A 25706-nucleotide genomic window follows, 5' to 3' on the forward strand; every position below is an offset into this window, starting at 1 on the left:
GTCGGGGGTGTCGATGCCGACCACGTAGTGCGAGCGCGTGCGGCCGCGCCAGCTGACGACGTCGCCGATCCCGCCGGTCGGGAGCGGCGCGTACGTGATCGCCACCCCCGACCGCGAGCGCCAGAGCGGCAGCGAGGAGCCCCGGACGAACCAGGTGCCGCTCGCGAGCGCTCGGGCGTCGATCATCGGAGAGCGTGCTTGATGTTGGTGCGGGCCAGCGCGACGGCCTCGCCCGCTCCTCCGTTCATCACGATCTTCGAGACCGCCAGCGCGAAGCCCTTCACCTGCGCGCCCGTGATCGTGGGTGGGAGCGAGAGGGCGAGCGGATCCGTCACCACGTCGACGAGGACCGGGCCGCCGTCGGCGAGCGCCGAGCGGAGGGCCTCCTCCACGTCGCGCGGGTCCTCGACGCGGATTCCGCGGATGCCGATCGCCTCCGCCACCTTCGCGTAGTCGACCATCGGCACGTCGACGGCGAAGTCCGGGAAGCCGTCGACCAGCATCTCGACCTTCACCAGCCCGAGCGTGGAGTTGTTGAACACGACGATCGTCACGGGCAGCCGGTAGGCGGCGACCGTGACCAGCTCGCCCATCAGCATGGAGAGCCCGCCGTCGCCGCTCAGCGAGACGACCTGGCGACCGGGGTGCGAGAGCTGCGCGCCGACCGCCTGCGGCAGCGCGTTCGCCATCGAGCCGTGCATGTACGAGCCGAGCAGGCGCCGCTTCCCGTTGGGGGTGATGTAACGGGCCTGCCAGACGTTGCCCATGCCGGTGTCGGCGGTGACGATCGCGTCCTCGGAGAGGAGGCCGTCGAGCGTGGACGCGACGAGCTCGGGGTGGATCGGGCTGCGCGTGCCGACCTCGGTGTACTTCCCGACGACTCCGGTGACCAGCTTCTCGTGCTTCTTCAGCGTCTTGTCGAGGAAGCGGTGGTCCTTCCGCTGCACGAGCGGGGTCAGCGCGGTGAGGGTCGCCGCCACGTCGCCGTGGACGGGGTGCGCGACGCTGACGCGGCGACCGAGCTTCGAGGCGTCGCTGTCGACCTGAGCGATCACCACCTTCGAGGCGTCGGGGAGGAACTGCTCGTAGGGGAAGTCGGTGCCGAGGAGGAGGAGCAGGTCGGCGTCGTGCATGCCGGCGTGCGCCGCTCCGTAGCCGAGGAGGCCCGTCATGCCGACGTCGTAGGGGTTGTCGTACTGGATCCACTCCTTGCCGCGCAGGCTGTGCCCGACGGGCGCGCCCACCAGCTCGGCGAAGGCGACGACCTCGTCGTGCGCGTTCTGCACTCCGGCGCCCGCGAAGATCGCGACGGTCCGCGCCTGGTCGATCGCGGCCGCGAGGGCGCGGACGTCGGCGTCGGCGGGGACCAGGACGGGTGTCGACGGCAGCACGAACGCGGGGAAGCCGTCGACCGCCTCCAGCTCGGCGATGTCACCGGGGAGGGTGACCACGGCGACTCCGCGGAGCGCCACCGCGCTGCGCATCGCGGCGTTCACGACCCGCGGAGCCTGGGCGGCGGTCGAGATCAGCTCGCGGTAGTTCGAGCACTCGACGAAGAGCCTGTCCGGGTGCGTCTCCTGGAAGTAGGACGAGCCGATCTCGTTGCTCGGGATGTGGCTCGCGATGGCGAGCACCGGGGCGGAGGAGCGATGCGCGTCGTAGAGGCCGTTGATGAGGTGCAGGTTGCCGGGGCCGCAGCTGCCGGCGCAGACGGCGAGGCGCCCGGTGAGCTGCGCCTCCGCGCCGGCGGCGAAGGCGGCCGCCTCCTCGTTGCGCACGTGGATCCAGTCGATGCCTCCCTTCTCGGATCCGCCGCTGCGGCGCACCGCGTCGACGATCGGATTCAGCGAGTCGCCGACGATCCCGTAGATGCGGGAGACGCCGGCGTCGATGAGCTGAGCGATGAGCTGGTCTGCGACCGTCTTCTGAGCCATGACCCCATTCGACCGGACCGGGCTGAGCGTCCGCTACTCCGGAAAGTGGAGATCCGGATCGGGTGCATCCCCCTCGGGACGGATGCCCTGCACCTCTAGCCTGGGAGTCGTCACAGGAACACCTCCGTACCGCTGATCCCGGGAGTCGCCATGAACCGCCGCAGAACCGCCCTCGTCCTGGCCGCCGGCGCGGCCCTCACCCTCGGCCTGACCGGCTGCTCGGGCCTGAACGGCCTGATGGGAGGCGAGACCCGCGACGACGAGACCGGGGAGATCACCGAGGGCGGGACGACCGACGTCTTCCAGCTGCGCGTGGGCGACTGCCTGAACGGCGAGCTCAGCGAGGAGGCGACCGAGGTCACCGACGTGCCGACCGTGCCCTGCACCGACCCGCACGTCTACGAGGTGTTCCAGAACCTGACGATGGCCGACGCCGACGAGTACCCGGGCGAGTCCGTCGCGACGGAGCAGGCCGAGACCGACTGCGTCACGGCGTTCGAGTCGTTCACCGGGATCGGCTACCAGGACTCGGCGTACGACTTCAGCTACTACTACCCGACCGCCGAGAGCTGGGGCACGGGCGACCGGACGATCAACTGCATGATCACCGACCCGAACGGGCCGAGCACGGGCACGCTGGCGGGCGTCGCGGCCTGATCGCGATCCCCGCGCGCGGCGGTGCCGGTCCCGCCGAGCGCTCCGCGCGCGGCCCGGGTCAGTCGCGTTCGCGCGCGGGGAACAGCCGCAGCAGCAGGCCGGAGCCGATCCAGACCACGGCGATCCCCGCGACGAGCCAGGAGGCTCCGAGGCCGGACGCCGCTCCCGCCAGCACGGCGCCGACGGCCGCTGCGGCGGAGCGCAGCCCCGCGCCGATCGTGAACACCTGCGAGCGGACAGCGGCGGGGCTCTCCTGGTCGCGCAGCAGCAGCATCGCGGCGTTCGAGGGGGCCGTGAAGACGCCCGCGACCGCGAAGGCGGCGATCGCCGCGACGATGCCTAGGTCGGGGACGGCGATCAGGAGGACGGCGCCGGTCGCGATGTAGGCGGCGCCCATGGTCCACGCCGGCGGCCGGCGGGTCCAGCGGCGGGCCGCCACGGCGAGGGCGCCCAGCAGGCCGCCCACGGCGAAGGCGGTCAGGATCCACGCGGCGGCGTCGGTGCTGCCCAGCCGCTCCACCGAGAGGCTGATCGCCGCGACTCCCGCCGCTCCGCCCGCGACCTGGCTGAGCGTGCCGGCCGAGGTGACCACCGCGATCGGACGGTGCCGCACGAGGTGGGTGACGCCCGCGACGATCGTCCGCAGCACGCCGACCGTCGGCGCCGGACGGGCCTCCATCGCCAGGCCGAGCGATCCGACGACGCCGATGAGGGCGAGGACCGCCATGGCGAGCATCGCGGTCCGCGCTCCCCCGACTCCGACCGCGAGGCCCACGATCGCCGGCCCGCTGATCGAGGCGACCGTGTACGAGAGCGAGTCCTGCGCGTAGGCGCGGCGCGGCTCCGGGATGGCGCTCGTGACGAAGCTCGACATGCCGCCCATGTAGACGGGCGTCGCGAGCCCCGCGAGGAGCAGCAGCACCACGATGAGCGGCGTCGGCACCTCGCCGAGGAAGGCGGCGACCGCGAAGGCGACGGCGGTCGTGAGCGCGGCGCCGACCAGGAGCCGGCGGGGGCGGCGGACCCGGTCGAGCACCGTGCCGACCAGCGGCGCGGCGATCACGGCGGGGAAGAGCGCCGCTCCGGTCAGGGCACCGCCGAGCGCGACGTCGCCGAGACGCTCGACGGCGAGGACGGGGAGGGCGACGACCATGCCGGCGCTGGCCAGGCGGAGGGGGATCGACGCGGCCTGGTAGCTGACCGCGCTCATGCGGGACCGGGGATCGACATCACCTCCGATGGTGCCACGGCTGCGGGGCGGGGTCGTTCGGAGAGGCAGGCCACCGGCGTCCGAGCGGCCTGCGGCGGCGCGCCCTAGGCGATCGGCGTCCGCGCCGCGAGCTCGGCCGCCGCCGCGACGCCCAGGCGCCAGGGCGCGCCGTGGCCGGGGAGGAGCGTCCGCGCCCCGGTCCCGGCGAGGACCCGCAGCGAGTCGAGGGACAGCGCCGTGTCGGCGGTGGCGGCGCGCGCGACCAGGTGCGGGCCGGTGCGCGCGGAGTAGGGGTCGAGCGTGACCAGGGCGTCTCCGCCGATCACCGCGTCGCGCTCGGAAAGGTGCAGCGAGACGTGCCCGTCGGTGTGCCCCGGAGTCGCGAGCACGCGGGGCGACCCGGGCACGTCGAGCACCTCTCCGGCGGTCAGGGGCAGCGTCCCGTGCACGGGCGGCACCGCGAGCGCCCCGGCACGGGCCATCGCGCCGAGCACCGGGATCGCGGAGGGGTGCAGCAGCGGGTACACCAACGGGGTGCGCTGGCGGCGGTAGGAGTAGGGCTGCGCGGCGAGCGGCTCGTCGGCCGCGTGCAGGTGCACGGGGACGCCCCGCCGGACGAGGCTGCGGGCGACGCCGAGGTGGTCGAAGTGCGCGTGGGTCAGCACGAGGGCGTCGATGTCGCCGAGCGAGCGGCCGAGCACCTCCAGCGCACGGACCAGGTGCGGCCACGTCCTCGGGAGTCCGGCGTCGACGACGGTCAGCCGGCCGGCCTCCTCGATCAGGTAGAGGTTCGTCCAGGCGTGCTCGAGCCGGTGCACTCCGGGCGCGACGTCCCGGTGCAGGCTCGCGCCGCCCCCTCGCCGCTGCTGCCGGCCCTGCTGCTCGCGCTGCTGCTGCTCCATCGTGCTCCCGCCCCTCCGGGCCCGCGCCCGATCGCGACGACGCTACGAGCGTCTGCGACGGATCGGACAGGGCGTTGACGGCGGGGGTCCGCGTCGTGCAGGGCTCAGCGGCGCCGCCCGCGGAGGGCGAGCTGCACCGCCGCGAGCAGGAGGAGGACCGCGAAGAGGATCCCGGACACGCGCGCCGGCAGGAGGAAGGAGAGCGCCACTCCGGCGAAGGAGAACGCCGTCGCGGTGAGCCCGACCACGAGGCCCGCGCGCACGTCGAGCAGGCCGCGCCGGGCGTTCGCGATCGAGCCGGTGACCGCCGTGGGGATCATCGCGGCCAGCGAGGTGCCCTTGGCCAGGAGGTCCGCGAGCCCGAAGGCGCCGACCAGGACCGGCACGGCGATCGCTCCGCCGCCGATGCCGAAGAGGCCGGAAGCGACGCCCATCCCGATGCCGAGCCCCGCGAATCCGGGCCACACGCCCCAGCCCTCGGCGACGTCGCCGGTGTCGTTCGAGCCGAACACGGCCATCCGCACCGCCGCGGCCACGAGCAGCGCCACGAACATCCAGCGCAGCACGCCGAGGGGCAGCCGCGCGAGCAGCCAGGATCCGGCCACCGCCCCGAGCATCGCCGCAGCCGCGATCACCGCCGCCGGGACCCAGGCGACCTGACCGGCGAGGGCGTAGCCGAACGCTCCGGCGACCGAGGTCGGAGCGATCGCGAGCAGCGAGGTGGCGGAGGCGCGGCGCTGGTCCATCCCGGCCCACGCGATCAGCATCGGCACCATCACGATCCCGCCGCCGACGCCGAACGCGCCCGACAGGGTCCCGCCGACCGCGCCGATCAGGGCCAGGACGAGCAGGGCGCGCGGGCGCATGCGCGCGGCCGTCCGATCGGGGAGGGGCGCCTGCGGGGCGGTCGCGTCGGTCACGGCTCCATGCCACCACAGCACCGGGCCGAGGGCGAATCGACGGGCGTCGACCGCGTTCCTGAGAGGACCGGCCCGGCCCGGCCCTCCTCTCTGGCAGTTGCCTGGGCGGGCCGGATCCGACCGTGACGTTCGGCGTCGACGGCGCGTCCTACCTGCATACCCCGCCTGATCGAGCGATCGGGCCCCGAGCGAAAGAGGAGACCATGGCCGAGACCACCGCGACCACCACCCGTCAGACCAGCACCGGATCCGGACGCACCGTGATCGAAGACGGCGTCATCGCCAAGGTCGCCGGCATCGCCGCGCGCGAGGTCCCGGGCGTCCACGCCCTCGGCGGAGGAGCGGCCCGAGCGATCGGCGCCATCCGCAGTGCGATCGGCAACGACGACCGCGGCCAGGGCGTCAAGGTCGAGGTCGGCGAGCGCCAGGTCGCCGCCGACATCACCATCGTCGCCGAGTACCCCGCGCCGCTGCAGAAGGTCGCCGAGGACGTGCGCTCCGCCGTCGCCGACGCCATCCAGCACATCGCCGGCATGGAGGTCGCCGAGATCAACGTGACCGTCCAGGACGTCCACATCCCTGAGGACGACACCCAGGAGTCCGACCCGCGCGTCGTCTGACCCGTTCCCCCGCACCGACGCCCCGGGCCGGACGGCACCGGGGCGTCGGCGTGTCGGCGACCCTGCGCCGACCCCCGGGGCGTCCCCCGCGCCCCTCCCCGACCGGGATCCCGACCCCGCACCCCGACGCGGGGACCCGCCCCCGAACCCCTGACCCGAACAGGAGCGATGACATGGACAAGTCCTGCGTCCGCCCCCTCGACCTGGACGACGCCGTCGCCCTCGTCGGCATCCTCGCCGCCCTCCAGGCCCTCCTCGACAGCGGCGGCCTCCCCCCTGAGGAGGTCGAGGCCCTGCGCCACGGCCTCGAGCAGGGCGGCGCCCTCCTCCCCGGAAGTGACGAGAACGAGATCGCGACGGCTCTGGGTGGGCTGAACGCCCGCCTGCGTGGGACCATCGGGTGATCGCGCCGCGCTCGACGTTCCCGTAGCCTTCATCCGCGCTCGTGTCGACCCCGGAGACGCGCTCCCCCGCCCGCGGGTAGCGTCCGGTCCGGTCCCGCACTCCCACGGGGTCGCTGAACCCCGAGAGCCGGAGGAGATCCGATCGTGAACGGTGACCACTTCGTCCTCTCGACCGCGACGCCGTGGGACGACCGCACCGAGATCATCGGCGTGTACGCCTCCGAGGCGTGGGCCCGCGAGGCCGCGGCCGCATGGCTCGGCTCCCCGGACCGCGAGGCGTTCCCCCGGTGCGTCATCGAGGGCTGGAGCGGCGCGCACCTCCTCGGCCGCGAGGTCGTCGAGGCCCTCGGCTTCGACGACGAGGGCGGCGACGAGTCGCTGGGCGGCCCCCGCAGCCTCTGACCCGGCGGCCTAGCCGACCCAGTGCGACGGGCGCTCGAAGTGCGACGGCAGCGTGGTCGCCGCATCCCCTCGGGCGCTGTTCACCTGCGCCTGGGTGAGGTAGACCGCCTCGGCGAGCCGCGCACCGGACACGTCCGCATCGCGAAGGTCCACCCCGAGCAGGTCGCACCGCTGCAGATCCGCACCCCGCAGATCCGCGGCGAGGAGGAGCGCGCCCCGCAGATCCGCCCCCCGCAGGTCCGCGTTCCGGAGCGATGCACCCGCCAGATCGGCACCCGGAGCGAGCCGACGGCCCCTCGACCGGCGGGCAGCCGGCGCCGCTCCTGCGCGAGCGGCCGCGCTCGCCGCGATCAGGAGCGGCCGGGACGCTCCGTACTCCGCGTCGACGTCGACCGCGACCACCTGCTCCGGCTCGCCGAGGGTGTGCGCGTGCACCGCGTCGAACCGCTCGCGCAGCTCATCGAGGAGCGGCGCGCCGACGCCGGGCAGCGCCAGAGCGGAGTCGAGGTACCAGAGCAGCTCGTGCAGGCGGCGCATCAGCGGGAACACCGCGAACATCCGCTCGCGCACGGCCGGGTCGGACCGCCAGGAGACGCCGCCGAACGTCTGCTGCGAGACCTTCTGACCGGCGCCGAAGCAGTCGAAGACGGTGCAGCCGACGAAGCCCTGCGGCCGGAGCCGGCGGTGGATCGTGCACGCGTCCTCGCCGTCGAGGTTGACGCACGGGTCCCCGGCGCGCTTGTCGAACGGGAAGTCGGCGGAGCGGGCGAAGGCGAGGGCGACGCAGCACAGGCCGAAGCAGTTCGCGCAGTCGGCGCCGAGGTCCTCCCGGCGGCCGAGCTCGACCCTGGTGCGTGACGTCATCCGTCCGAGCCTACGCGCGGCGGCGCCTCCGGATCAGTGCGCGAGCGCGAGCACGCCGACGACCAGAACGCCGAGGCCCACGATCCCGAGCAGCGAGACGAGGCTCTCCTTCCAGGAGAGGCCCGCGCGAACGACGGCGATGAGGGCGATCCCCGCGAGCGTGGCGACGTAGACGCCCGCGCCGATCCGCAGCGCGACCGTCGCGTCGATCCAGCCCAGCGCCGCGGCACCGAGCGCGAGGACCGGGAGCGACGCCGAGGCGAGCGCCCCGCCCGCGATCCGCAGCATCGTGCCCGACTCCGCTCGCGAGGGCGTCGCCGCGTGCACGACCTGGTGCGCGATCACCTCGGCGACGAAGCCCGCGGCGGAGATCCCGATGATCGAGATCACGAGGCTCTGGAGGGCGTGGACCGCGTCGGGGTGGTCGCCGACGAGGTAGATCATCACCACGGCCAGGCCCGTGAAGGTCGCGTAGACGCGCTCCTTGAGGGCGCGGGCGATCTCGTCGAGGGGGCGGCGGGTCCGCTCCGCCCACCGGCCGGCGCGGCCCGGGCGCAGGCGCACCGGCGTCATCCGGTCGGCGGGTGCGGTGCGGCCCTCGTCGGCCGCTCCGTCAGTAGGAGGCGGAGTCGACACGTGCCGCGGAGGAGTCGCCCGAGTGCCGCGCCGCGAGGTCGCCGAGGATGGTCGCGGAGCCGCTGGTGCCGAAGCGGGTGACGCCGAGGCCCCGGTAGGCGAGGAGCGTGTCGAGGTCGCGGACGCCGCCGGACGCCTTCACCTGGACGGCCTCCGAGACGGCGCCGCGCATGAGGCGGAGGTCGTGCTCGTTCGCGCCTCCGCCCGCGAAGCCGGTGGCGGTCTTCACGAAGTCCGCTCCGGCGCGCTCGGCGGCCCGGCTGCCCTCGACGACCTGCTCGTCGTCGAGGAGGCTCGTCTCGAGGATGACCTTGACGACGTGGCCCTCGGCGGCCTCGACCACGGCGCGGACGTCGTCCTCGACGTCCTGGAGCAGGCCGCTGCGGAGGCGGCCGATGTTGACGACCATGTCGAGCTCGGACGCGCCGTCGGCGAGCGCCTGACGCGACTCCGCGACCTTCGCTGCGGTCGAGGTGGTGCCGTGGGGGAAGCCGATGACCGTGCCGACCAGGACGCCGGAGCCCTCGAGCCGAGCGACCGAGTGGGCGATGTCGGAGGGGCGGACGCAGACGCTGAACACGCCGGACGCGCGCGCCTCGTCGAGCTGGGCGTCGACCTCGGCGCGGGTGAGCTCGGGCTTCAGGATCGCGTGGTCGATGAGCGCCGCGATCTCGGCGACGGTGGGCAGGCTGGAGTCGGTCATCCGCACATTTTACGTCCGCCGGCGGGACGACGAAGGCCCGCGATCCTTCGATCACGGGCCTTCGGTCGTTCACGCCGCTAGCGGCGCTCGGTCACCAGCTGGACTTGGTGATACCGGGCAGCTCGCCGCGGTGCGCCATGTCACGGAAGCGGACACGCGAGATGCCGAACTTCGTGAGGTTGCCGCGGGGGCGGCCGTCGACGGCGTCGCGCGAGCGGACGCGGACGGGCGAGGCGTTGCGGGGGAGCTTCTGGAGGCCGACGCGGGCGGCCTCACGGGTCTCGTCGGTCCCGGCCGGGTCGACCAGGGCCTTCTTCAGCTCGAGGCGCTTGGCGGCGTAGCGGTCGACGATCACCTTGCGCTGCTCGTTGCGGGCGATCTTGCTCTTCTTGGCCATACTTAGCGCTCCTCGCGGAAGTCGACGTGCTTGCGCACTACGGGGTCGTACTTCTTGAGCACGAGACGGTCGGGGTCGTTGCGGCGGTTCTTCTTGGTCACGTAGGTGTAACCGGTGCCGGCCGTCGAACGGAGCTTGATGATCGGACGGACGTCCTGCTGCTTGGCCATTAGATCTTCACCCCGCGAGCGAGAACATCCTTGACGACGGACTCGATGCCACGGGCGTCGATGACCTTGATGCCCTTGGCCGAGAGGGTCAGGGTGACGTTACGGCGAAGCGACGGCACGTAGTACGTCTTCTTCTGCACGTTCGGGTCGAAGCGGCGCTTGGTGCGCCGGTGCGAGTGCGAGATGGCGTGCCCGAAGCCGGGGACGGCTCCGGTCACCTGGCAGACTGCTGCCATGGTTTCCTCCATGTGTGGTTACCGTGGATCACGCGCGGCACGAAGCCCCGCCCGACCCACCCAAGGTCACTTGTCGGCGCACCGCCCGCCTGTCCGGCCGGAGCCGGAGCTCCTGCCCGGTGGGCAGCACGCAAGCGCGTGCAGATGCACGCAACCTCGCTAGGCTACGCGACCCGGGCGGCGGCCGCAACAGGGTGGGGACACTCCCCCGACAGGGTGGGAACACTGCCCGGACAGGGTGGGGACACTGCCCCGACAGGGTGGGGACGCTGCCCGGACGTGCACGGGGACTTCCTGGGAGGTTCCGGCACAAGTGGCCTCCCGTACCCCCCGAGCAGGGCGTTCGTGTACCTTGCGCCTTCCTCGCGGGTCTACGACCGCCCTACTCTGAGCCGACCGCGGGCGCCCGCTCCCGGCAGCAGCCGGGAGTAGCAGCACATGCGCCAGTCCTTCCTCCGTTCCCTCGTCGCCGCGGCCGTGCTCGTAGCGGGCGCAGGACTCAGCGTCGTGGCCGCGCCGACCGCGTCGGCGGCGCCGGTCTTCAGCACCGCGTGCTTCACCTCCCCGAAGGTCTCGACGGTGTCGCAGTACACCGTTCCCGCGACCGGGGTCTCGACGGTCCGCGCCGTCCTCAGCGGCCAGAACGGCGGGAAGGGTGCGAGCGGCCTCGGGACGGGCAACGCCGGCGGACGCGGCTCCAGCCTCGTCGTGGAGGTGCCCGTCACACCCGGGCAGGTGCTGGAGATCGGGCGCCTCACCGGCGCCCCGGCCGGAGCGGCAGGCGCCACGCGCTACGTGAACGGCGGCGTCTACGCGGGCGACTCCGGCGGCGCGGGCGGCGACGCCCAGTACCTCAGCACGGCCGGCTCGGACGGCTGTCAGCACGCCCTCGCCGTGGCGGCGGGCGGCGGAGGCGGCGGCGGGCGGTCCTCGGTCGGCGGCGACGCCGACGCCGGCAGCGGCGCGAGGGGCGGCGGGAACGGCGGCAGGAACAACGCGGCCGACGGCGGCGGCGGCGGCGCGGCCGGGCAGAGCTCGGGCGGCTCGCCCGGCGCCCGCGGCTACAGCACGTTCGGCGAGTGCGCCGACGGCAACAACGGCCAGTGGGGCGTGTTCCTCAACGACGGCAAGGGCGCCGACGCCGGCGCCTCCCGCGGCGGCGGCGGCAACTGCTCGTTCCCCGGCCACAGCGGCGGCGGCGGCGGGGCCGGCTGGTGGTACGGCGGCGGCGGCGGATCGCCCTACGTGTTCGGCAGCATGAACGACACCCTCGGCGTCATGAACGACCCCGGCGCCGGCGGCGGCGGCTCGAGCTACGTGCACCCGAGCGTGACGAGGATCTCGCAGACGGCCGGCCCGACGGCGGCCGACCCCGTGGTCGCTCCGGTGTACGACACCGCCGTGACCGTGACGCGGACCCCCGACTTCTCGATGCTCGGGCAGGAGGTCACCGTCACCGCGAAGGTGACCATCCCGAGCCTGGGCCGGCCGGTGGCCGCCGGCGGCACCGTCGAGATCCTCACCGGTGCAGGTACCAGCAGGGTGACCCTCGACGCGGACGGCGTCGGCGTTCTGACCACGAGGGACATCCCGCAGGGCTGGAACGAGATCCGCGCGCACTACCCCGACACCATCACCCCCGCCGAGGCGGGACGAGGGAGCTGGTCGGCGCTCCCCGCTCTGCGCCACGAAGTGCGCGCGTGCGCCGCGGCACCCGTCATCACCCGGCAGCCCTCGGACATCGCGGGCGTCACCAACCAGATCTACACGCTGACGATGGGCGTGAGCGTCTCGGCCGTCTACGGCGGCATCCCCGCCGTGTCCTGGGAGAGGTCCACGGACGGCGGCGCCACGTGGAAGCCCGCGCTCGGCCGGGCGGGCGCCCGGGAGGACGGGACCGCGTTCCTCGAGGCCGGCCCCGATCCCACCGGCTCCTACCGCTACCGGGCGACCCTGACCACCTGCGGGGGCAGCGTCCGCAGCGAGCCGGCCACCGTGGCGGTGGGCGGCGTGCGCTTCGACCTGTCGACGCTCCCGCAGAAGGCGTACGGCGACTCCTTCGACGCGAGCCCCTACGCGCAGGCCGTCGATGTGCCCGGCCGCTCGATCGTCCTGAGCAGCAGGACCGGCGAGACCTGCTCCGTCAGCGGCATGAGGGTGACCGTGCTCCACGCCGGCGTCTGCACGCTCGCGGCGAGGCTCGACGCGCTCGCTCCTCTGGGCTGGGCGGGCGAGCCCCTGCAGAGCTTCACGGCGAAGCCGAAGGCGCTCACGGTGACCGCCCCGACGGTCGACTACCCGCGAGGCGCGCCGTCCCCCGACCTGCGCTGCACGGCCGCCTTCGTCGGCACCGACACCTTCGGCGCCCCGCTCACGGCCGGCGTCTACCGGCCGATCGTCACGGCGGACGACGTCATCTACCGCTTGATCCCGAACTGGCCCACCTCCACCTTCACCACCTTCACCACGCGGTGCAGCGGCGCGAAGGTCAGCAGCGACTACACGATCGCGGGGTACAAGGACGGCGCGCTGCGCATCGTCGCGGCCGTCCCGATGGTGACCGCCTCCTCGCCCTCGTCGACCTACGGATCCACTCCCCCCGCGATCACCGCCTCCGTGACCGGCTCCCCCTCGGGGACGGTCTCCTGCGGCGCCTTCGCGGCGTCCGACACCGGATTCACGACGCCGCTGGCGCTCTCCGCGACGACCCCCGTCGGCCGCTACCCCACGCGCTGCTCCGGCCTGACGAACCCCTCGGGACAGCTGATCACCATCGACGGCGCGCTCACGATCTCGCCGGCGCCCCTCTCGGTGACCGCGTCGAGCCCCGGGGAGCAGGCGCACGGCACCGCGACCTCCCCGACGGTCACCTGCACGGCCGACGGCTTCGCAGGAACCGATCGGTTCGTCACCGAGCCGACCGGCGCCTACTACACGGCGGACGGCACCGGGAAGGTGACGATCGGAGCGCGCACGCCCGTCGGCGACTACGTCACGCGGTGCGACGGAGGCGACGCGGGGCCGAACTACACCCTCCGGTCGATCCCCGGCACCTTCGCGCTGGCCGACCGCTCGGCCCCCGTCGTGACCGTGCCCGCCGCCGTCACGGCCGAGCCGGCCGACGTCTCCGGCGCCGTCGTCACCTTCGCGTCCTCCGCGCAGGACGCGGTCGACGGAGCCGTGGGCTCGACCTGCACGCCCGCCTCGGGAAGCGTCTTCCCGATCGGGGACACGACGGTCGACTGCACCGCGGACGACGAGGCCGGCAACACCGGCACGTCCTCGTTCCGGATCACGGTCCGGAAGTTCTCGCAGACGGTCGCCTTCACCTCCTCGCGGCCGACCGCGCCGACGGCGCTGGGCACCTTCACTCCGACGGCCACCGGCGGCGGCTCCGGGAGCCCCGTCTCGATCGGAGCGACCGGATCCTGCGCGATCGCCGACGGCGTCGTGACCTTCACCCGGAGCGGCACCTGCACCGTGACCGCCGACCAGGCCGGCGACGACCACTACACCGCGGGGCGCGCCTCCTTCGATCTCGAGGTCGCGAAGGCGTCGCAGACGCTGACGGTCGCGGTGCCGAAGACCGGCGTCCTGGAGTCGACCGGCGTCGCCACGGCGACCTCGAGCTCGGGACTGCCGGTGCTCGTCAGGACCTTCTTCGGCTGCACCGTCGCCCCCGACGCGACGGGTGCGCAGATCCTGACCTACACCGAGCCCTCGACCTGCGGCGTGCAGTTCGACCAGCCGGGCGACGAGGTGTACGCGGCCGCCGACGGTCTGGTGCGCTTCGTCCCGATCTCGCGGATCCCCCAGACCGTCGTCGTCACCTCGACTCCGCCCGACCGGGTGTTCACCGACGACCGGTACACGGTCGAGGCGACCGGCGGCGGCTCGGGCAACCCGCTCGTGATCGCGGTGATCGAGAACGGCAACTGCACCATCGCGGACGACGTGGTGACGTTCTTCGGCGACGGCACCTGCACGGTGACGATCGACCAGGCCGCGGACGATCGGCACGACGCCGCTCCGCAGGTCCGGCAGCTCATCACGGTCGGGACTCCCGAGGGGAACCTCTCCTTCGGTAGCACCGCGCCCCCGCACGCGATGTCGCTCGAGACGTACCGGCCGACGATCGTGCCCGGCCCGTCGAAGGGCGTGCCCGTGCTCTCCGCGAGCCGAGACTGCTCGATCCTCCCGGACGGAGTGACCGTGCGGAACGACGGGGCCGGGCTCTGCGTGCTGTCCCTCGACCAGCCCGGAGACGGCTACTGGCCCGCGCGGCACGCCGAGCAGGAGTACTCGATCTACTTCCTCCCGCAGACGGTCCGGATCACGAGCGCGCCTCCGGTCGGCGCCGTCCTCGGGGACACGTACCGCCCCGTGATCGAGGGCGGCGCCTCGGGCATCGCTCCGTTCCTCCTCACCACCGCGTCGTGCTCGGCGAAGGACGGCGTGGTCACCTTCACCACGAAGGGCGTCTGCGGCGTCTTCGCCTACCAGAACGGCAACCGGCAGTACGACAGCGCCCGGCCCGCCGTGCAGGAGGTGGAGGTCGGCTACGCGCCCGGCTCCGTGGCGTTCACGACCGCCGTCCCGACCGACGCGGAGGTCGGCGGATCCTTCACTCCCGCCTTCACGCGCGGACCGTCCTCCGGCCCCTCGGTGCTCAGCGTCTCGGGCGCCTGCTCCGACGGCGAGAACGGCGCCGTCCGGTTCGACTCCGCGGGCACCTGCACGCTGACGGCGATCCACTACCGCGACGCCACCTACGGCACCGCGCGGGCGGTCCAGACCTTCGAGGTCACCGCGATCGCGCAGACCGTCGCCTTCACCTCGACCGCGCCGTCGACGGCCGCGGCCGGCGACACGCTCACTCCGACCGCGACGGGCGGCGCGTCCGGGCTCCCCGTGACGATCGGAGCGACCGGCGCCTGCACGCTCGCCGACGGCGTCGTCACCTTCGCCGGCAGCGGCACCTGCACCGTCACGGCGGACCAGGCGGGCGACGGGCGCTACGCCGCGGCGGCGCAGGCCTCGCAGACCGTCGCGGTCACGCAGCTCGCGGGCACCGTCGCGTTCGGCGGCGATGCTCCGGCCGAGGCCCGGGTCGGGGGCTCCTCGACGGCCGCGGTCGTCGCCGGCCCCTCCAGTGCTCCCCCGGTGCTGACGGCCTCCGGCGCCTGCTCCGTCGGGCCCTTCCGACTGGTCTCCTACGACTCCGCCGGCACCTGCACGCTGACGCTGGACCAGGCGGGCGACATCCGCCACAGCACAGCGCCGACGGCGGTGCGCAGATTCGAGATCACCCGGATCGCGCAGACCGTGGCCTTCACCTCGCAGGCGCCGGACTCGGCGCTCGCGGGCGGCACCTACCGCCCGACCGCGACCGGCGGGGCCTCGGGGCGGCCCGTGGTGCTCGGCGCCTCCGGGTCCTGCACGCTCACGAACGGGGTCGTCTCCTTCACCGGATCGGGCACCTGCACGGTGACCGCCGACCAGACGGGCGACGCCCGGTACGACGCGGCGGAGCGGGCCTCGCAGGTGATCGCGGTCGGACTGCTCGCGGGCACCGTCTCCTTCGGCGGCACCGCGCCGACCGGTGCGACGGTCGGCGGGACGACCACCCCGCGGATCGTCGCCGGACCGTCCACGGCGCGTCCGGTGCTGACCGCCTCCGGAGCATGCTCGGCGGCCGCGGGAGTGGTGTCCTACGACTCCGTCGGCACCTGCACGCTGACGCTCGACCAGGCGGGCGACTCGCGGTACGGCGCCGCTCCGCAGTCCGTCCGCACCTTCGCGATCGGCGCCCTCGGCCAGACGCTGGCGTTCGCCTCGCCGGTCCCCGACGCGGCGGTCGCGGGGGGCTCCTACACGCCCGTCGTGACGGCCGGCGCGTCGAGCGCCCCCGTGGTGCTCGGAGCGGCCGGGTCCTGCACGGTCGCGGACGGCGTGGTGACCTTCACCCGCTCCGGCACCTGCACGGTGACCGCGGACCAGGCCGGGGACGAGCGCCACTCGGCGGCTCCGCGGATCTCGCAGTCGGTGGAGGTCGGCACGGCGGCGGGAGCGGTGTCGTTCCGCGACGCCGCTCCGACGGACGCCCGGATCGGCGGCTCCTGGACCCCGTCGATCGTCCGCGGCCCGTCGAGCGCCGACCCGGTGCTCGACGCCTCCGACTCCTGCTCGCTGGGAGAGGACGGCACGGTGTCCTACGACTCCGTCGGCACCTGCACGCTGACGCTGGACCAGGCCGGCGACGACGCTCACGCGCCCGCGGAGCAGGTCGTCCGGACCTTCCCGATCGGCAAGGCGCTGCAGACCGTCGCCTTCACCTCCGCGGCTCCGAGCACGGCGACCGCGGGCGGCCGCTACACGCCGACCGCGGCGGGCGGCTCCTCCGACCTGCCGGTCACGATCGGCGCCACGGGCGCGTGCTCGCTCGCGAGCGGCGTCGTGACCTTCAGCGGATCCGGCACCTGCACGGTCACCGCGGATCAGGCCGGTGACGCCTCGCACGACGCGGCTCCCCGGGCGACCCAGTCGATCGCGGTCGCCGCGGTCGTCCCCCAGAAGAAGAAGGCGCAGAAGGTCGCCTTCTCGACCACGATGCCGTCCTCGCCCGAGAAGGGGATCGCCTACCCGGTCGCGGCCACCGCCTCCTCCGGTCTGCCCGTGAAGCTGTACGCGAGCGGCAGCTGCACGCTGACCGCCACCGGCGCGGGCACGGCGACGGTGCGGCTGACGGGCGCGGCGAGCTGCACCGTCCGGGCCACGCAGGCGGGCGACTCCGCGTGGCTCGCCGCGACCTCGGTGACGCAGTCGCTGCAGGTGAAGTCCTCCACCCGCGCCGACCTGACGCTGACGCTGGCGCCGGCGCCGGGACTGGCGGCGACGGCCCCGCTCTCGGGCACGATCACCGTCCGGAACACCGGCACCCGGGACGCGGCGACGACGACCACCCGAGTCGTCGTCAGCGGAACGGTGGCGAGTGCGCCCGGCGCCGTGCAGACGAAGGGCTCGGCCGCGGGCACGACGGTCCTCACCTGGACCGCGCCGAGCGTCTCGGCCGGGCGGAGCACCACCTACTCGGTGACGCTCGTCGACCGGCCGGCCGCCACGACGATCGACGCCAGGGTGTCGACCGCCGCCGCCGATCCCACGCCGGCGAACAACGCGGTCAGGCGCACCTTCCGGTAGAGGCTGCGGGGAGGGAGGGGTGTCGCGCCGCGTTGCCCGCTCCCTCCCCGACCGCTACGGTCGCGGGGACGCTCCGGGGGACGGGGCTCGCGAGGGGGGCCCGTGGACCGGTTGAGGCGACGCGCGCTGCTGCTGGGGATCGCCTCCTCGGCGGTCGCGCTGACGGGGTGCACGCCCGCCCGGCCCGCTCCCGCGGCGCTCCCGCCGAGCACGGCGCCGGCGGCGGTGCTGCCGTCCGCCGCGCCGACGGCCGTCCCGACCCCTCCCCGCCCCGTGCCGACCATGACCGCCGCGGCGACTCCGGTGCGGCGGAAGGCGCCGCTGCCCTCCGGCACGATCTCGGAGCTGCCCGGCGAGGGGAGCACGCTCGCCTGGACCGTCGACGACGGCGCGGACTCCGACGTGGTCGCCGCCTACGCGCAGTTCGCCCGCGACACCGGCACCCGGCTGACCTTCTTCCTCAACGGGAAGTACGACTCGTGGACCGTGAACGCGCCGCTGCTGGCTCCGCTCGTCGCCTCGGGGCAGGTGCAGCTCGCGAACCACACCTGGTCGCACGCCGACCTGACGAGCCTCTCGAGCGACGGCGTGCAGGAGGAGCTGGGCCGCAACGGCGACTTCATCCGCTCGACCTACGGGGTGGAGGCGGCGCCCTTCTACCGGCCGCCGTTCGGCTACACGGACGAGCGGAGCCGGGCCGCCGCGTCGGCGATCGGCTACACGGCGACGGTGCTCTGGTACGGCTCGCTCTCGGACTCCGGGCGGATCACGCCGGAGCAGGTGGTCGGCTTCGCGGACCAGTGGTTCCTGCCGCAGCACATCGTGATCGGGCACGCGAACTTCGATCCTGTGACGCAGGTCTACGCGCGGCTCGTCGACATCCTCCGCGAGCGCTCGCTCGAGACGGTGACCCTCCGCGACGTGTTCGCGGTCTGAGCGCCTCCCCGGCGGCGCAGGTCAGCGCGCGGGTCAGCGGAGCGCGGCGCGCGCGGCGGCGGAGACGGCCGCGGCGACCGCGTCGAGGGCGGGCGTGTGCAGGGCCCACTGCTGCCAGTAGAGGGGGACGTCGACGGGGTCGCCGCCCAGCTCGACCAGGCCGTCGCCGCCGACCGGGGCCTGCAGCTCGGGCAGCATCCCCCACCCCATGCCCAGGCGCACGGCCCGCTCGAAGTCGGTCGATCCGGGGACGCGGTGCTGCGGCGGTCTGCCGTCGACGCCGGCGGCCCGGAGGAAGTCGTCCTGCAGGCGGTCCTTCTCGTCGAAGACGACCAGCGGAGCGCTCGCGAGGCCGGCCACGCCGCCGTCAGGGAACCAGCGCTCGGCGAACGCAGGCGAGGCCATGGCGCGGTACCGCATCACTCCGAGGGGCGCGACGGTGCAGCCGAGCACCGCCTCCGACTCTCCGGTGACGGCCGCCAGCACGGTGCCGTCGCGGAGGAACGCGGTGGTGTGCGCCTGGTCCTCGCGATGCAGCTCCACCACGACGTCGGGGACGGAGGCGAGCGCGGGCAGCACCCAGGTGGCCAGGGAGTCGGCGTTGACGGCGAGCGGGAGGACGACGGGGCCCGCCCCCTCCGCGTCCTCGCCGCCGAGCGAGCGGACGGCGTCGTCGGCGAGGAGCTCGATCTGGCGGGCGAGGCGGAGGAGCCCCGCACCGGCCTCGGTCGCGACGACCGGGCGCGAGCGCACCAGCAGGACGCGGCCTGCGGCGGTCTCGAGCGCCTTGATCCGCTGGCTGAGGGCGGAGGGGGTGATGTGCAGGGCCCGGGCGGCGGCGTCGAAGGAGCCGTACCGGACGGAGGCGGCGAGCGCGCGCAGGCGGGAGAGGTCGAGGTCGTCCGTCAGCATCAGTGCTGCTTACGGTACTGAAGGAGCATGAGCTGGTCTACAGGAGCGCCCCGCCCTAGCGTCGGAGCGTGTCCCCCCTCCTCGCCGCCCTCTCCGGCCTCGGCTTCGGCCTCTCGCTCATCATCGCCATCGGCGCGCAGAACGCCTTCGTGCTCCGCCAGGGCCTCCGCCGCGAGCACGTGCCCGCCGTCGTCGCGATCTGCGCACTCTGCGACGCCGCGCTGATCGTGCTCGGGATCGCGGGGATCGGAGCGGTCCTGGAGTCGGCGCCGTGGCTGCTGGTGGTGATCCGCTGGGGCGGCATCGTCTTCCTCCTCGCCTACGCGGTGATGGCGGCGAGACGCGCACTGCGGCCGGGGACCCTCGACGGCGATCCGGCCGGCGCCTCGACGTCGCTCCGCACGGCGATCGGCACGTGCCTGGCGCTCACGCTGCTGAACCCGCACGTCTACCTCGACACGGTCGTGCTGCTCGGGTCGGTGGCGAACACGCACGGCGACGAGCGCTGGTGGTTCGGGGCGGGGGCGGCGGCCGGGAGCGTGCTGTGGTTCACCGCTCTCGGCTTCGGGGCGCGCGCGCTGCGGCCGCTGTTCCGGAGCCGCGGGGCCTGGCGGATCCTCGACGCGGCCGTGGCGGTCGTGATGGTGGTGCTGGCGGTGTCGCTCGCGCTGCACTGAGGGCCTGGTGGTGCACTGCTTGTTCTACTAACATTGTGAACATGTTGTTCCGGGTCGACCACTCCGCGGCGGGCTCGCTCGCCGACCAGCTGGAGTCGCAGGTGCGCTCGGCCGTCGCCCGGGGCGAGCTCTCGGCGGGCGACCGCCTGCCGCCCGCCCGCGAGCTCGCCGACTCGCTCGGCATCAACATGCACACCGTGCTGCGCGCGTACGCCGCCCTGCGCGACGACGGGATCCTCCAGATGCGCCGGGGCCGCGGCGCGTGGATCACGGAGTCGGCCGGGCCCGGGCTCGTGCGCGTGACCGCCCTGGTCGACGAGCTGCTCGCGGAGGCCCGCCGCAGCGGCATCACGCCGGCGGAGCTCGTCCGCCTGATCGAGAGGACCGGATCATGACCGCCACCGCCGACCGCCGCCGCGAGCTCCTCGCCGCCGCGTCCCTCCTGCTCCCCGCCGCCGGAGTGCTCGTCTCGCGCCTCGTCCTGGACGACGCGCTGCCCGCGGAGCTCGCCTCGCACTGGTCGGGCACCGGGGCGGCCGATGCGACCGCGGCGACGGGCGCCCTGCTCGCGATCGCCCTCGTGCTCTCCGGGCTCCCGGCCGTCGCGGGCGTCGTGGCGGCGGCCGTCGGGCGCGCCCCGCGGCTCCTGCTGGCGACCCTCGGCCTCGTCGCCGGGATGGGCGCCTCCGCCTGGGCGACCTCGGTCGGCACGACGCTCGCGGCCGGGCGCGCCGAGGGGGCGGAGCTCGGCGGGTGGCTGCTCGCGCTGCTCGGAGGGATGCTCTTCGCCGTCGTGCCCGCGCTGATCGCTCCGGGCACCCGGCGCGCCTCCCGCCCGGCCGCCGGCCGCCTGCCGCTCGCGGCGGAGGAGACCGGCGCCTGGTCGCAGACGCTGACGGGCCCGGTGTTCGCCGTCGCCGCGGTCGCCACGGCGGCGGGCGCGGCCCTCTCCCTCGCGACGCTCGCCGCGGCGGGCGCCACCGGTCCGGCGATCGCGACGGCCGTCGTCCTCGGCGTCGTCGCGCTGGTGCTCCTCTCCTTCTCCCGCCTGAGGGTGACCGCCGACCGCCGCGGCCTCCGCGTCGTCACGACCGCCCTCGGCATCCCGCTGCGCCGCATCCCGCTCGACACCATCGCCTCGGCCGGCACGGCCCAGCTGCGGCCGTCGGAGTGGGGCGGCTGGGGGTACCGGGTGATGCCGGGCCGCTCGGCGGTCATCCTGCACGCCGGGCCGGGGCTGGTGGTGACGACGGACCGCTCGCGCGAGTTCGCGATCAGCCTCGACGGCCCCGAGACCCCCGCGGCGCTGCTCGAGACCCTGCGCTCGCGGGCCTGAGGCGCCGACCCGTCAGTCGACCACGATCCGGACCAGCGTCGTGACGGCATCCACCGCGTTCACGTAGGAGTAGTGCCGCGAGGTCGGGAAGGCGAGGTGCCGTCCGGGCTCCAGCCGCACGGGCTCCTCGCCCTCCCGCTCCAGGAGGAGCGCGCCGGCGGTGACGAGCAGGATCTCGTGCCACCCCTCGGGGTCGGGCTGCGCGTCGTAGCGGTCCCCGGGGCCGAGCGTCCAGGTCCAGAGCTGGGCCTCCCGGCGCGCGGGGACGGAGGAGAGCAGGACGGCGACGCTCGCCTCGCCCGCTCCCCGCCAGGCGACCTGGTCGATCGCCGCGGGCGCGGATCCCGGGGCCGAGACGAGTGCCGTGAACGTGGTGCCGAGGGCGGTCGCGAGGCGGTCGACTCCGGTCAGCGAGATGTTGGCCTCGCCGGCCTCGGCCGCGACGATCGTCCGCCGGCTGATACCCGAGCGCGCCGCCAGCGCGGACTGGCTCAGTCCGGCTCCGCGCCGCGCGAGACGGAGGTTGCCGCCCAGGTGGGCGAGGACGGGAGCCGACATGCGCACTATTCTGCACCGACAGGCCCCTGATGCTCCTAGGATGTGCAGAATGATGCACATCTCGCCTCTCCGGGGCCTCCGCTTCACGCGTCCGGAGTGGGCGCTCATCGGCATCACCGCGATCTGGGGCGGGACCTTCCTCGCCGTGCACATCGCGATGGAGCACAGTGGTCCGCTGTTCTTCGTCGGGATGCGGTTCGCGATCGCGGGACTGATCAGCGCGGTCGTGTTCCACCGGTCGCTCCGGGGGATGCGGCGGATCGACCTCGCGGCCGGCGTCGCGATCGGGGTGATGATCTTCGCGGGCTACGGCCTGCAGAGCTACGGGCTGCAGACGATCACGAGCAGCACCTCCGCGTTCCTCACCGCGCTGTACGTGCCGCTGGTGCCGCTGCTCCAGTGGGTCGTGTTCCGTCGCCGTCCGGGCGTGCTGACGCTGGTGGGCGTCGCGCTGGCGTTCGTCGGACTGCTCCTGATCGCGGGCCCGCAGCCGGGCGTCGCGCTCGGAGCGGGCGAGGTGGCGACGATCGTGAGCACGCTGCCGATCGCGGCGGAGATCATCCTGATCGGCCTCGTCGCCGGACGGGTGGACCTCGGCCGGGTGACCGTGGTGCAGCTGCTGGTCGCCGGCGCGCTCGGGTTCGCCTCGATGCCCCTCGCGGGCGAGGCGGTCCCGGCGTTCTCGGGGGCCTGGCTGATCCCCGCGCTCGCGCTCGGGGCGAGCAGCTGCCTGATCCAGCTGACGATGAACTGGGCTCAGCGCTCGGTCTCGCCGTCGCGCGCCACGATCATCTACTCCGCCGAGCCCGTCTGGGCCGGCCTGATCGGCCGCCTCGCCGGCGACCGCCTCCCCGCGCTCGCCCTGCTCGGGGCGGGGTTCATCGTCGCGGGCACGCTCGTCAGCGAGCTGAAGCCGCGCCGCGAGCCTGCGCCGCCGGCTCTCAGGTGACGGCGGGGAGGGCGGCCGAGGCGACGAGCGCTCCGCCGGCGTCGGTGACCTCGACGGCGGCGACGGACTCGCGCAGGACGGCCGCGTTCATCTCGCAGTCGAGCTCCGCGGAGCTGCCGAGGAAGGAGCCGGACGGGAGCCGCTCGCCGGAGCCGGTGACCAGCACGAGGTCGTAGCTCTCGCCGAGCGTGAAGCCGGTCCCGCGGAGGATCGTCTCGGTGCCCCAGGTGTGCGCCACGAGCGAGCCGTCGAGCGTCACGCCCTCCGTCCGCTCGTCGAAGGCGATCGCCTCGACGGCGCCGAGCGTCCCGGGCGGTCCCGCGACGGGGCGCTCCTCGGCGGACCGCAGGGCCGCTCCGGCGACGCCGCCCACGACGAGGAGCGCGGCCGCCGCGGCGACGGCCAGGACGGCACGGAGGCGCGAGGCACGGCGGCGCGGGGCCCGGCGGCGCGAGGCACGCAGACTCTCCCCGCGCTCGGGCCGCTCCCCGGCGAGCGCCGCGATGCGCGACCGCAGCTCCGGCGACGGCTCCGCCTCCTCCCAGCGGCCCAGCGCGCCGACCCGGTCGACCACCGAGCCGAACGACGCGAGCTCGCGGTCGATCGAGGGGTCGGCGGCGCGCAGGCTCTCGAACTCCCGCGCCTCCTCGGCGGAGAGGTCGCCGGCGAGGGCCGCGGCGAGGAGCTCCTCGCGGCGGCCGCCGGGCTGGTCTCCGTCGGGCTGGTCTCGGTCGATCACGATCTCTCCTCGTCGGTGGATCCGGCGCCCGCGAGGTGACCGCGGAGCGCTCGGAGAGCGTAGAAGGCGCGGCTGCGCAGGGTGGCGACCGGCACGCTCGTGGCCGCCGACAGCTCGGCGTAGGTCTCGCCGTTCACGTGGACGGCGACGACGACCTGCCGGTGCTCGGCGGAGAGCCGCGCGAGCGCCTCGGCGATCGCGAGCGGCTCGAGGGGGTCGCGGTCCTCCGCGGGCACCTCCTCCAGAATCTCGGCCTCGATCAGGCGCGGCAGGCGCTGACGCGAGCGGTGCACGTCGATCACGACGTTGCGGGCGATGGCGAAGAGCCAGGTGCGGGTGCTGGCACGCTCGGCGGAGTAGCTCGCCCGCGAGCGCCAGGCGCGCAGGAACGTCTCCTGCACGCAGTCCTCGGCGAGGCCGCGGTCGCGCAGGGCGTTGAGCGCGAAGCCGAGCAGGGCGGACCCGTGCTCGTCGAAGGCGGCGGCCGGGTCGAACTCCGCCGTCCGGGGCTCGAGGCGCACCACGGGAGCCGGGACCTCCGAGTGCTCGCGCGGCATCGCGGGCCCTTCGTCTCGTCGTGCCGTCGCCGTCCGCGCCACACCGCCTCCTCGTCGGGACCGGTGGTCCGTCGGAAGGGGGTACGGCCGCGGCGGCGGCGGCGTTCATCGGAGGCGAGGACCGTCTCCGTGAAGATCCTCTCAGATGGAGTGAACGCAGCGCCGCTTCCGGCCGTACTCCCTGCATCGGGCCCGCTCGGCGCTCGCGATCGAAAGGCTCCACCATGACGAAGACGTCCCCCGCGCGGAACCGCGCCGGCCGCCGCCTGCTCTCCCTCGGCGGCATCACCGCCGTCGCCGCCGCCTCCTTCTTCGCCGCCGCGCCGGCCCAGGCCGAGACCGAGGTCGCCGAGCCGTCCTCGTTCACCAGCGCCTTCACGGTGATGGCGACGCCCGACCAGGTCGTGAACGCCGATTCCGCCGCGACCCCCGGCCAGCCCGGCGCCACGGGCGAGATGACCTTCCGGGTCAACAGCGACCTCGACGTCATCTGCTACGACATCACCCTCACCGGCGTGACCGGCGACTACCAGAGCCCCGCGAACACCGCGACGCACATCCACCAGGCGGCGCTGGGCAAGGCGGGCCCGCCGCGCATCGCGTTCCCGAACCCGGCCCCGGTCGGAGACGGCCCCCGCACCAGCAGCGGCTGCCTGCAGGGCCCCTTCACCACGGGCATCCAGGCGAACGGGGCGGACACCGGCGCCGGATTCACGCTGAAGGCCCTCGAGGCCGATCCCGCCGCCTTCGCGGCCGACTCCCACACGGCCTCGTACGCGGCGGGCGTCGTCCGCGGCCAGCTCTCGCAGGTGCCGGTCGGCGGCCTCCAGACCGGTGGCGGCGCGACCGCCGCCGGGAGCGACGCCACGGGCCCGTCCGGTCTCGCCGTGATGGCCGGCCTCGGAGCCGTCGCCGCCCTCGGCGCGGCCGGAGTGGTCGTCGCCCGCCGGCGCACCGCCTCGTGATCGTGGGCACCCGGTCGAGGAGCGGCGCGGCGGCACTGTGCGCCGTGCTGCTCCTCGCGGGGTGCGCCGCCGCGGACGGGAGCGGAGGTGCGGAGACGCCCGCGAGCGCGCCCGCGCCTCCGGCCCTCGCTTCTGCTCCCCCGCTCACTCCTCCCCCGGTCCCCGCGCCCGACCCCGCCGCTGCCGCGCCTGCGCGCACCGTCGGCGTCGAGCCCGCCCGGCTGAGCGTGCCCGCGATGGGCCTGGACGAGCCGCTGATCGCGCTGGGCATTCAGTCGGACGGGGCGATGGAGGTGCCGGTGGACTACGACGACGTCGGCTGGTTCTCGGGAGGCGGGCGCCCGGGTGGCAGCGGCCGCACCGTGATCGCGGCGCACGTCGACTCGCGGTCCGGTCCCGCGGTCTTCTTCCGCCTCGGCGAGCTCGCCCCGGGCGATGAGATCGCGGTGAGCGGAGTGGACGGCTCCGACCACCGCTACCGGGTGACGGCGGTCGAGTCCCACGCCAAGGCCGCGTTCCCCACCGCCCGCGTCTTCGGCGCGACCCTCGAGGAGGAGCTGATCCTCGTGACCTGCGGAGGCGAGTACGACGCGGCGATCGGCCGCTACCGGGACAACCTGGTGGTGTTCGCCTCCCCGCTCTGAGGCCCGCCACGGAGGCGCGGCACAGAGGGGCGGCAGGACCGCCCGGCATCGTGGCGCGGAACGGTGGCGCAGAGCACAGCACGAGTGCCCCGCCGGCGCAAGGGTCCGGGCGCGCGCACGCCGTGTGGTCGGATGGGGAGGGCCGGCCCCCCGCCGCCGCTCCCCTCCCGCTCCCCAC

General features: G+C 74.5%; 26 protein-coding genes. 12 read left to right on the forward strand and 14 right to left on the reverse strand.

Features of this window, described 5'->3' with window-relative positions:
* Positions 1-182: 182 nt before the first annotated feature.
* Positions 183-1934: a pyruvate dehydrogenase gene (locus tag C5C57_RS08155; protein ID WP_104226089.1), complete on the reverse strand. Its 1752-nt coding sequence runs from the start codon at positions 1932-1934 to the stop codon at positions 183-185.
* Positions 1935-2084: 150 nt separating this feature from the next.
* Here C5C57_RS08155 and C5C57_RS08160 point away from each other — a divergent pair, with 150 nt between their 5' ends.
* On the forward strand, positions 2085-2591 hold the full coding sequence (locus C5C57_RS08160; RefSeq protein ID WP_104246962.1) for a septum formation family protein: 507 nt from the start codon (positions 2085-2087) through the stop codon (positions 2589-2591).
* A gap of 58 nt (positions 2592-2649) precedes the next feature.
* Here C5C57_RS08160 and C5C57_RS08165 read toward each other — a convergent pair whose 3' ends face one another.
* The 3 genes from C5C57_RS08165 to C5C57_RS08175 all read right to left on the reverse strand — a co-directional run bounded on the left by C5C57_RS08165 (position 2650) and on the right by C5C57_RS08175 (position 5623).
* Positions 2650-3801, reverse strand: coding sequence for an MFS transporter (locus C5C57_RS08165; protein ID WP_104246963.1), 1152 nt, complete (start codon positions 3799-3801; stop codon positions 2650-2652).
* 104 nt (positions 3802-3905) lie between these two features.
* Positions 3906-4703 carry an MBL fold metallo-hydrolase gene (locus tag C5C57_RS08170; RefSeq protein ID WP_104297476.1) on the reverse strand — a complete coding sequence of 266 codons (798 nt, stop codon included), beginning with the start codon at positions 4701-4703 and terminating at the stop codon, positions 3906-3908.
* A gap of 104 nt (positions 4704-4807) precedes the next feature.
* A complete protein-coding gene (locus C5C57_RS08175; protein WP_104233037.1) occupies positions 4808-5623 on the reverse strand; it encodes a sulfite exporter TauE/SafE family protein in 816 nt (271 codons plus the stop codon).
* A 203-nt stretch (positions 5624-5826) separates the two neighbouring features.
* On the opposite strand from C5C57_RS08175, the gene C5C57_RS08180 reads away from it, so the two are divergent.
* The 3 genes from C5C57_RS08180 (at position 5827) to C5C57_RS08190 (ending at position 7049) form a co-directional block, all read left to right on the forward strand.
* The gene (locus C5C57_RS08180; RefSeq protein WP_104225148.1) at positions 5827-6243 is read left to right on the forward strand and encodes an Asp23/Gls24 family envelope stress response protein; all 417 of its coding nucleotides are present in this window, start codon (positions 5827-5829) and stop codon (positions 6241-6243) included.
* A gap of 173 nt (positions 6244-6416) precedes the next feature.
* The gene (locus C5C57_RS08185) at positions 6417-6647 is read left to right on the forward strand and encodes a hypothetical protein (protein WP_104227350.1); all 231 of its coding nucleotides are present in this window, start codon (positions 6417-6419) and stop codon (positions 6645-6647) included.
* Between the two features lie 144 nt (positions 6648-6791).
* Positions 6792-7049 (forward strand): hypothetical protein, encoded by a 258-nt coding sequence (locus C5C57_RS08190; RefSeq protein WP_104238985.1) that lies wholly within the window; start codon positions 6792-6794, stop codon positions 7047-7049.
* A 9-nt stretch (positions 7050-7058) separates the two neighbouring features.
* Here C5C57_RS08190 and C5C57_RS08195 read toward each other — a convergent pair whose 3' ends face one another.
* From C5C57_RS08195 to rpmB, 6 genes are all read right to left on the reverse strand, one after another.
* Positions 7059-7913 carry a pentapeptide repeat-containing protein gene (locus C5C57_RS08195; RefSeq protein ID WP_104297477.1) on the reverse strand — a complete coding sequence of 285 codons (855 nt, stop codon included), beginning with the start codon at positions 7911-7913 and terminating at the stop codon, positions 7059-7061.
* A gap of 33 nt (positions 7914-7946) precedes the next feature.
* On the reverse strand, positions 7947-8549 hold the full coding sequence (locus tag C5C57_RS08200) for a hypothetical protein (RefSeq protein WP_146076980.1): 603 nt from the start codon (positions 8547-8549) through the stop codon (positions 7947-7949).
* The gene (gene deoC, locus C5C57_RS08205; RefSeq protein WP_181027245.1) at positions 8527-9252 is read right to left on the reverse strand and encodes a deoxyribose-phosphate aldolase; all 726 of its coding nucleotides are present in this window, start codon (positions 9250-9252) and stop codon (positions 8527-8529) included. Before deoC ends, C5C57_RS08200 begins: the two co-directional genes overlap by 23 nt.
* Before the next feature lie 91 nt (positions 9253-9343).
* Complete coding sequence (rpsN, locus tag C5C57_RS08210) at positions 9344-9649, reverse strand: 30S ribosomal protein S14 (protein ID WP_104225107.1); 306 nt, start codon at positions 9647-9649, stop codon at positions 9344-9346.
* A 2-nt stretch (positions 9650-9651) separates the two neighbouring features.
* Positions 9652-9819 carry a 50S ribosomal protein L33 gene (gene rpmG / locus C5C57_RS08215; RefSeq protein WP_027692168.1) on the reverse strand — a complete coding sequence of 56 codons (168 nt, stop codon included), beginning with the start codon at positions 9817-9819 and terminating at the stop codon, positions 9652-9654.
* On the reverse strand, positions 9819-10055 hold the full coding sequence (gene rpmB, locus C5C57_RS08220) for a 50S ribosomal protein L28 (RefSeq protein WP_056038148.1): 237 nt from the start codon (positions 10053-10055) through the stop codon (positions 9819-9821). Before rpmB ends, rpmG begins: the two co-directional genes overlap by 1 nt.
* Positions 10056-10493: 438 nt before the next feature.
* Between rpmB and C5C57_RS08230 the strand changes: the two genes are divergently transcribed.
* Both C5C57_RS08230 and C5C57_RS08235 read left to right on the forward strand, forming a co-directional pair.
* Positions 10494-17255: an HYR domain-containing protein gene (locus tag C5C57_RS08230; RefSeq protein ID WP_146082393.1), complete on the forward strand. Its 6762-nt coding sequence runs from the start codon at positions 10494-10496 to the stop codon at positions 17253-17255.
* Between the two features lie 102 nt (positions 17256-17357).
* Positions 17358-18191, forward strand: a complete 834-nt coding sequence (locus C5C57_RS08235) for a polysaccharide deacetylase family protein (RefSeq protein ID WP_219812674.1) — start codon at positions 17358-17360, stop codon at positions 18189-18191.
* Positions 18192-18224: 33 nt separating this feature from the next.
* Here C5C57_RS08235 and C5C57_RS08240 read toward each other — a convergent pair whose 3' ends face one another.
* A complete protein-coding gene (locus tag C5C57_RS08240; protein WP_104261339.1) occupies positions 18225-19103 on the reverse strand; it encodes a LysR family transcriptional regulator ArgP in 879 nt (292 codons plus the stop codon).
* 68 nt (positions 19104-19171) lie between these two features.
* Here C5C57_RS08240 and C5C57_RS08245 point away from each other — a divergent pair, with 68 nt between their 5' ends.
* Genes C5C57_RS08245 through C5C57_RS08255 form a run of 3 tightly spaced genes read left to right on the forward strand, consistent with a single transcriptional unit; the run spans position 19172 to position 21116 of the window.
* The gene (locus C5C57_RS08245; RefSeq protein WP_104297480.1) at positions 19172-19780 is read left to right on the forward strand and encodes a LysE/ArgO family amino acid transporter; all 609 of its coding nucleotides are present in this window, start codon (positions 19172-19174) and stop codon (positions 19778-19780) included.
* Positions 19781-19821: 41 nt separating this feature from the next.
* Positions 19822-20175 (forward strand): GntR family transcriptional regulator, encoded by a 354-nt coding sequence (locus C5C57_RS08250; protein ID WP_104225158.1) that lies wholly within the window; start codon positions 19822-19824, stop codon positions 20173-20175.
* On the forward strand, positions 20172-21116 hold the full coding sequence (locus C5C57_RS08255) for a hypothetical protein (RefSeq protein ID WP_104297481.1): 945 nt from the start codon (positions 20172-20174) through the stop codon (positions 21114-21116). Before C5C57_RS08250 ends, C5C57_RS08255 begins: the two co-directional genes overlap by 4 nt.
* Positions 21117-21128: 12 nt before the next feature.
* On the opposite strand, the gene C5C57_RS08260 is transcribed toward C5C57_RS08255, so the two are convergent.
* The gene (locus C5C57_RS08260) at positions 21129-21674 is read right to left on the reverse strand and encodes a helix-turn-helix domain-containing protein (RefSeq protein WP_104227343.1); all 546 of its coding nucleotides are present in this window, start codon (positions 21672-21674) and stop codon (positions 21129-21131) included.
* A gap of 49 nt (positions 21675-21723) precedes the next feature.
* On the opposite strand from C5C57_RS08260, the gene C5C57_RS08265 reads away from it, so the two are divergent.
* Positions 21724-22623, forward strand: coding sequence for a DMT family transporter (locus tag C5C57_RS08265; RefSeq protein WP_258063957.1), 900 nt, complete (start codon positions 21724-21726; stop codon positions 22621-22623).
* Here C5C57_RS08265 and C5C57_RS08270 read toward each other — a convergent pair.
* Both C5C57_RS08270 and C5C57_RS08275 read right to left on the reverse strand, forming a co-directional pair.
* A complete protein-coding gene (locus C5C57_RS08270) occupies positions 22616-23362 on the reverse strand; it encodes a hypothetical protein (protein WP_104297482.1) in 747 nt (248 codons plus the stop codon). The genes C5C57_RS08265 and C5C57_RS08270 overlap by 8 nt on opposite strands.
* Positions 23359-23919 carry a sigma-70 family RNA polymerase sigma factor gene (locus C5C57_RS08275; protein WP_104297483.1) on the reverse strand — a complete coding sequence of 187 codons (561 nt, stop codon included), beginning with the start codon at positions 23917-23919 and terminating at the stop codon, positions 23359-23361. The genes C5C57_RS08270 and C5C57_RS08275 overlap by 4 nt, the downstream gene beginning before the upstream one ends.
* A 224-nt stretch (positions 23920-24143) precedes the next feature.
* Between C5C57_RS08275 and C5C57_RS08280 the strand changes: the two genes are divergently transcribed.
* Together C5C57_RS08280 and C5C57_RS18465 are read left to right on the forward strand one after the other, a co-directional pair.
* Positions 24144-24884 (forward strand): CHRD domain-containing protein, encoded by a 741-nt coding sequence (locus tag C5C57_RS08280; RefSeq protein WP_104297484.1) that lies wholly within the window; start codon positions 24144-24146, stop codon positions 24882-24884.
* A 2-nt stretch (positions 24885-24886) separates the two neighbouring features.
* Positions 24887-25528: a class F sortase gene (locus tag C5C57_RS18465; protein WP_104353823.1), complete on the forward strand. Its 642-nt coding sequence runs from the start codon at positions 24887-24889 to the stop codon at positions 25526-25528.
* Positions 25529-25706: the final 178 nt, after the last annotated feature.

Source organism: Rathayibacter sp. AY1C5, assembly GCF_002931705.1.
In the GTDB taxonomy this organism is placed as follows: Bacteria; Actinomycetota; Actinomycetes; order Actinomycetales; family Microbacteriaceae; genus Rathayibacter.

Coding starts and splice junctions, on each gene's coding strand:
- C5C57_RS08155 (WP_104226089.1), bottom strand. CDS start 1,934: ATGGCTCAGAAGACGGTCGCAGACCAGCTCATCGCTCAGCTCATCGAC.
- C5C57_RS08160 (WP_104246962.1), top strand. CDS start 2,085: ATGAACCGCCGCAGAACCGCCCTCGTCCTGGCCGCCGGCGCGGCCCTC.
- C5C57_RS08165 (WP_104246963.1), bottom strand. CDS start 3,801: ATGAGCGCGGTCAGCTACCAGGCCGCGTCGATCCCCCTCCGCCTGGCC.
- C5C57_RS08170 (WP_104297476.1), bottom strand. CDS start 4,703: ATGGAGCAGCAGCAGCGCGAGCAGCAGGGCCGGCAGCAGCGGCGAGGG.
- C5C57_RS08180 (WP_104225148.1), top strand. CDS start 5,827: ATGGCCGAGACCACCGCGACCACCACCCGTCAGACCAGCACCGGATCC.
- C5C57_RS08185 (WP_104227350.1), top strand. CDS start 6,417: ATGGACAAGTCCTGCGTCCGCCCCCTCGACCTGGACGACGCCGTCGCC.
- C5C57_RS08195 (WP_104297477.1), bottom strand. CDS start 7,913: ATGACGTCACGCACCAGGGTCGAGCTCGGCCGCCGGGAGGACCTCGGC.
- deoC (WP_181027245.1), bottom strand. CDS start 9,252: ATGACCGACTCCAGCCTGCCCACCGTCGCCGAGATCGCGGCGCTCATC.
- rpsN (WP_104225107.1), bottom strand. CDS start 9,649: ATGGCCAAGAAGAGCAAGATCGCCCGCAACGAGCAGCGCAAGGTGATC.
- rpmG (WP_027692168.1), bottom strand. CDS start 9,819: ATGGCCAAGCAGCAGGACGTCCGTCCGATCATCAAGCTCCGTTCGACG.
- rpmB (WP_056038148.1), bottom strand. CDS start 10,055: ATGGCAGCAGTCTGCCAGGTGACCGGAGCCGTCCCCGGCTTCGGGCAC.
- C5C57_RS08230 (WP_146082393.1), top strand. CDS start 10,494: ATGCGCCAGTCCTTCCTCCGTTCCCTCGTCGCCGCGGCCGTGCTCGTA.
- C5C57_RS08240 (WP_104261339.1), bottom strand. CDS start 19,103: ATGCTGACGGACGACCTCGACCTCTCCCGCCTGCGCGCGCTCGCCGCC.
- C5C57_RS08250 (WP_104225158.1), top strand. CDS start 19,822: ATGTTGTTCCGGGTCGACCACTCCGCGGCGGGCTCGCTCGCCGACCAG.
- C5C57_RS08255 (WP_104297481.1), top strand. CDS start 20,172: ATGACCGCCACCGCCGACCGCCGCCGCGAGCTCCTCGCCGCCGCGTCC.
- C5C57_RS08260 (WP_104227343.1), bottom strand. CDS start 21,674: ATGTCGGCTCCCGTCCTCGCCCACCTGGGCGGCAACCTCCGTCTCGCG.
- C5C57_RS08265 (WP_258063957.1), top strand. CDS start 21,724: ATGATGCACATCTCGCCTCTCCGGGGCCTCCGCTTCACGCGTCCGGAG.
- C5C57_RS08275 (WP_104297483.1), bottom strand. CDS start 23,919: ATGCCGCGCGAGCACTCGGAGGTCCCGGCTCCCGTGGTGCGCCTCGAG.
- C5C57_RS08280 (WP_104297484.1), top strand. CDS start 24,144: ATGACGAAGACGTCCCCCGCGCGGAACCGCGCCGGCCGCCGCCTGCTC.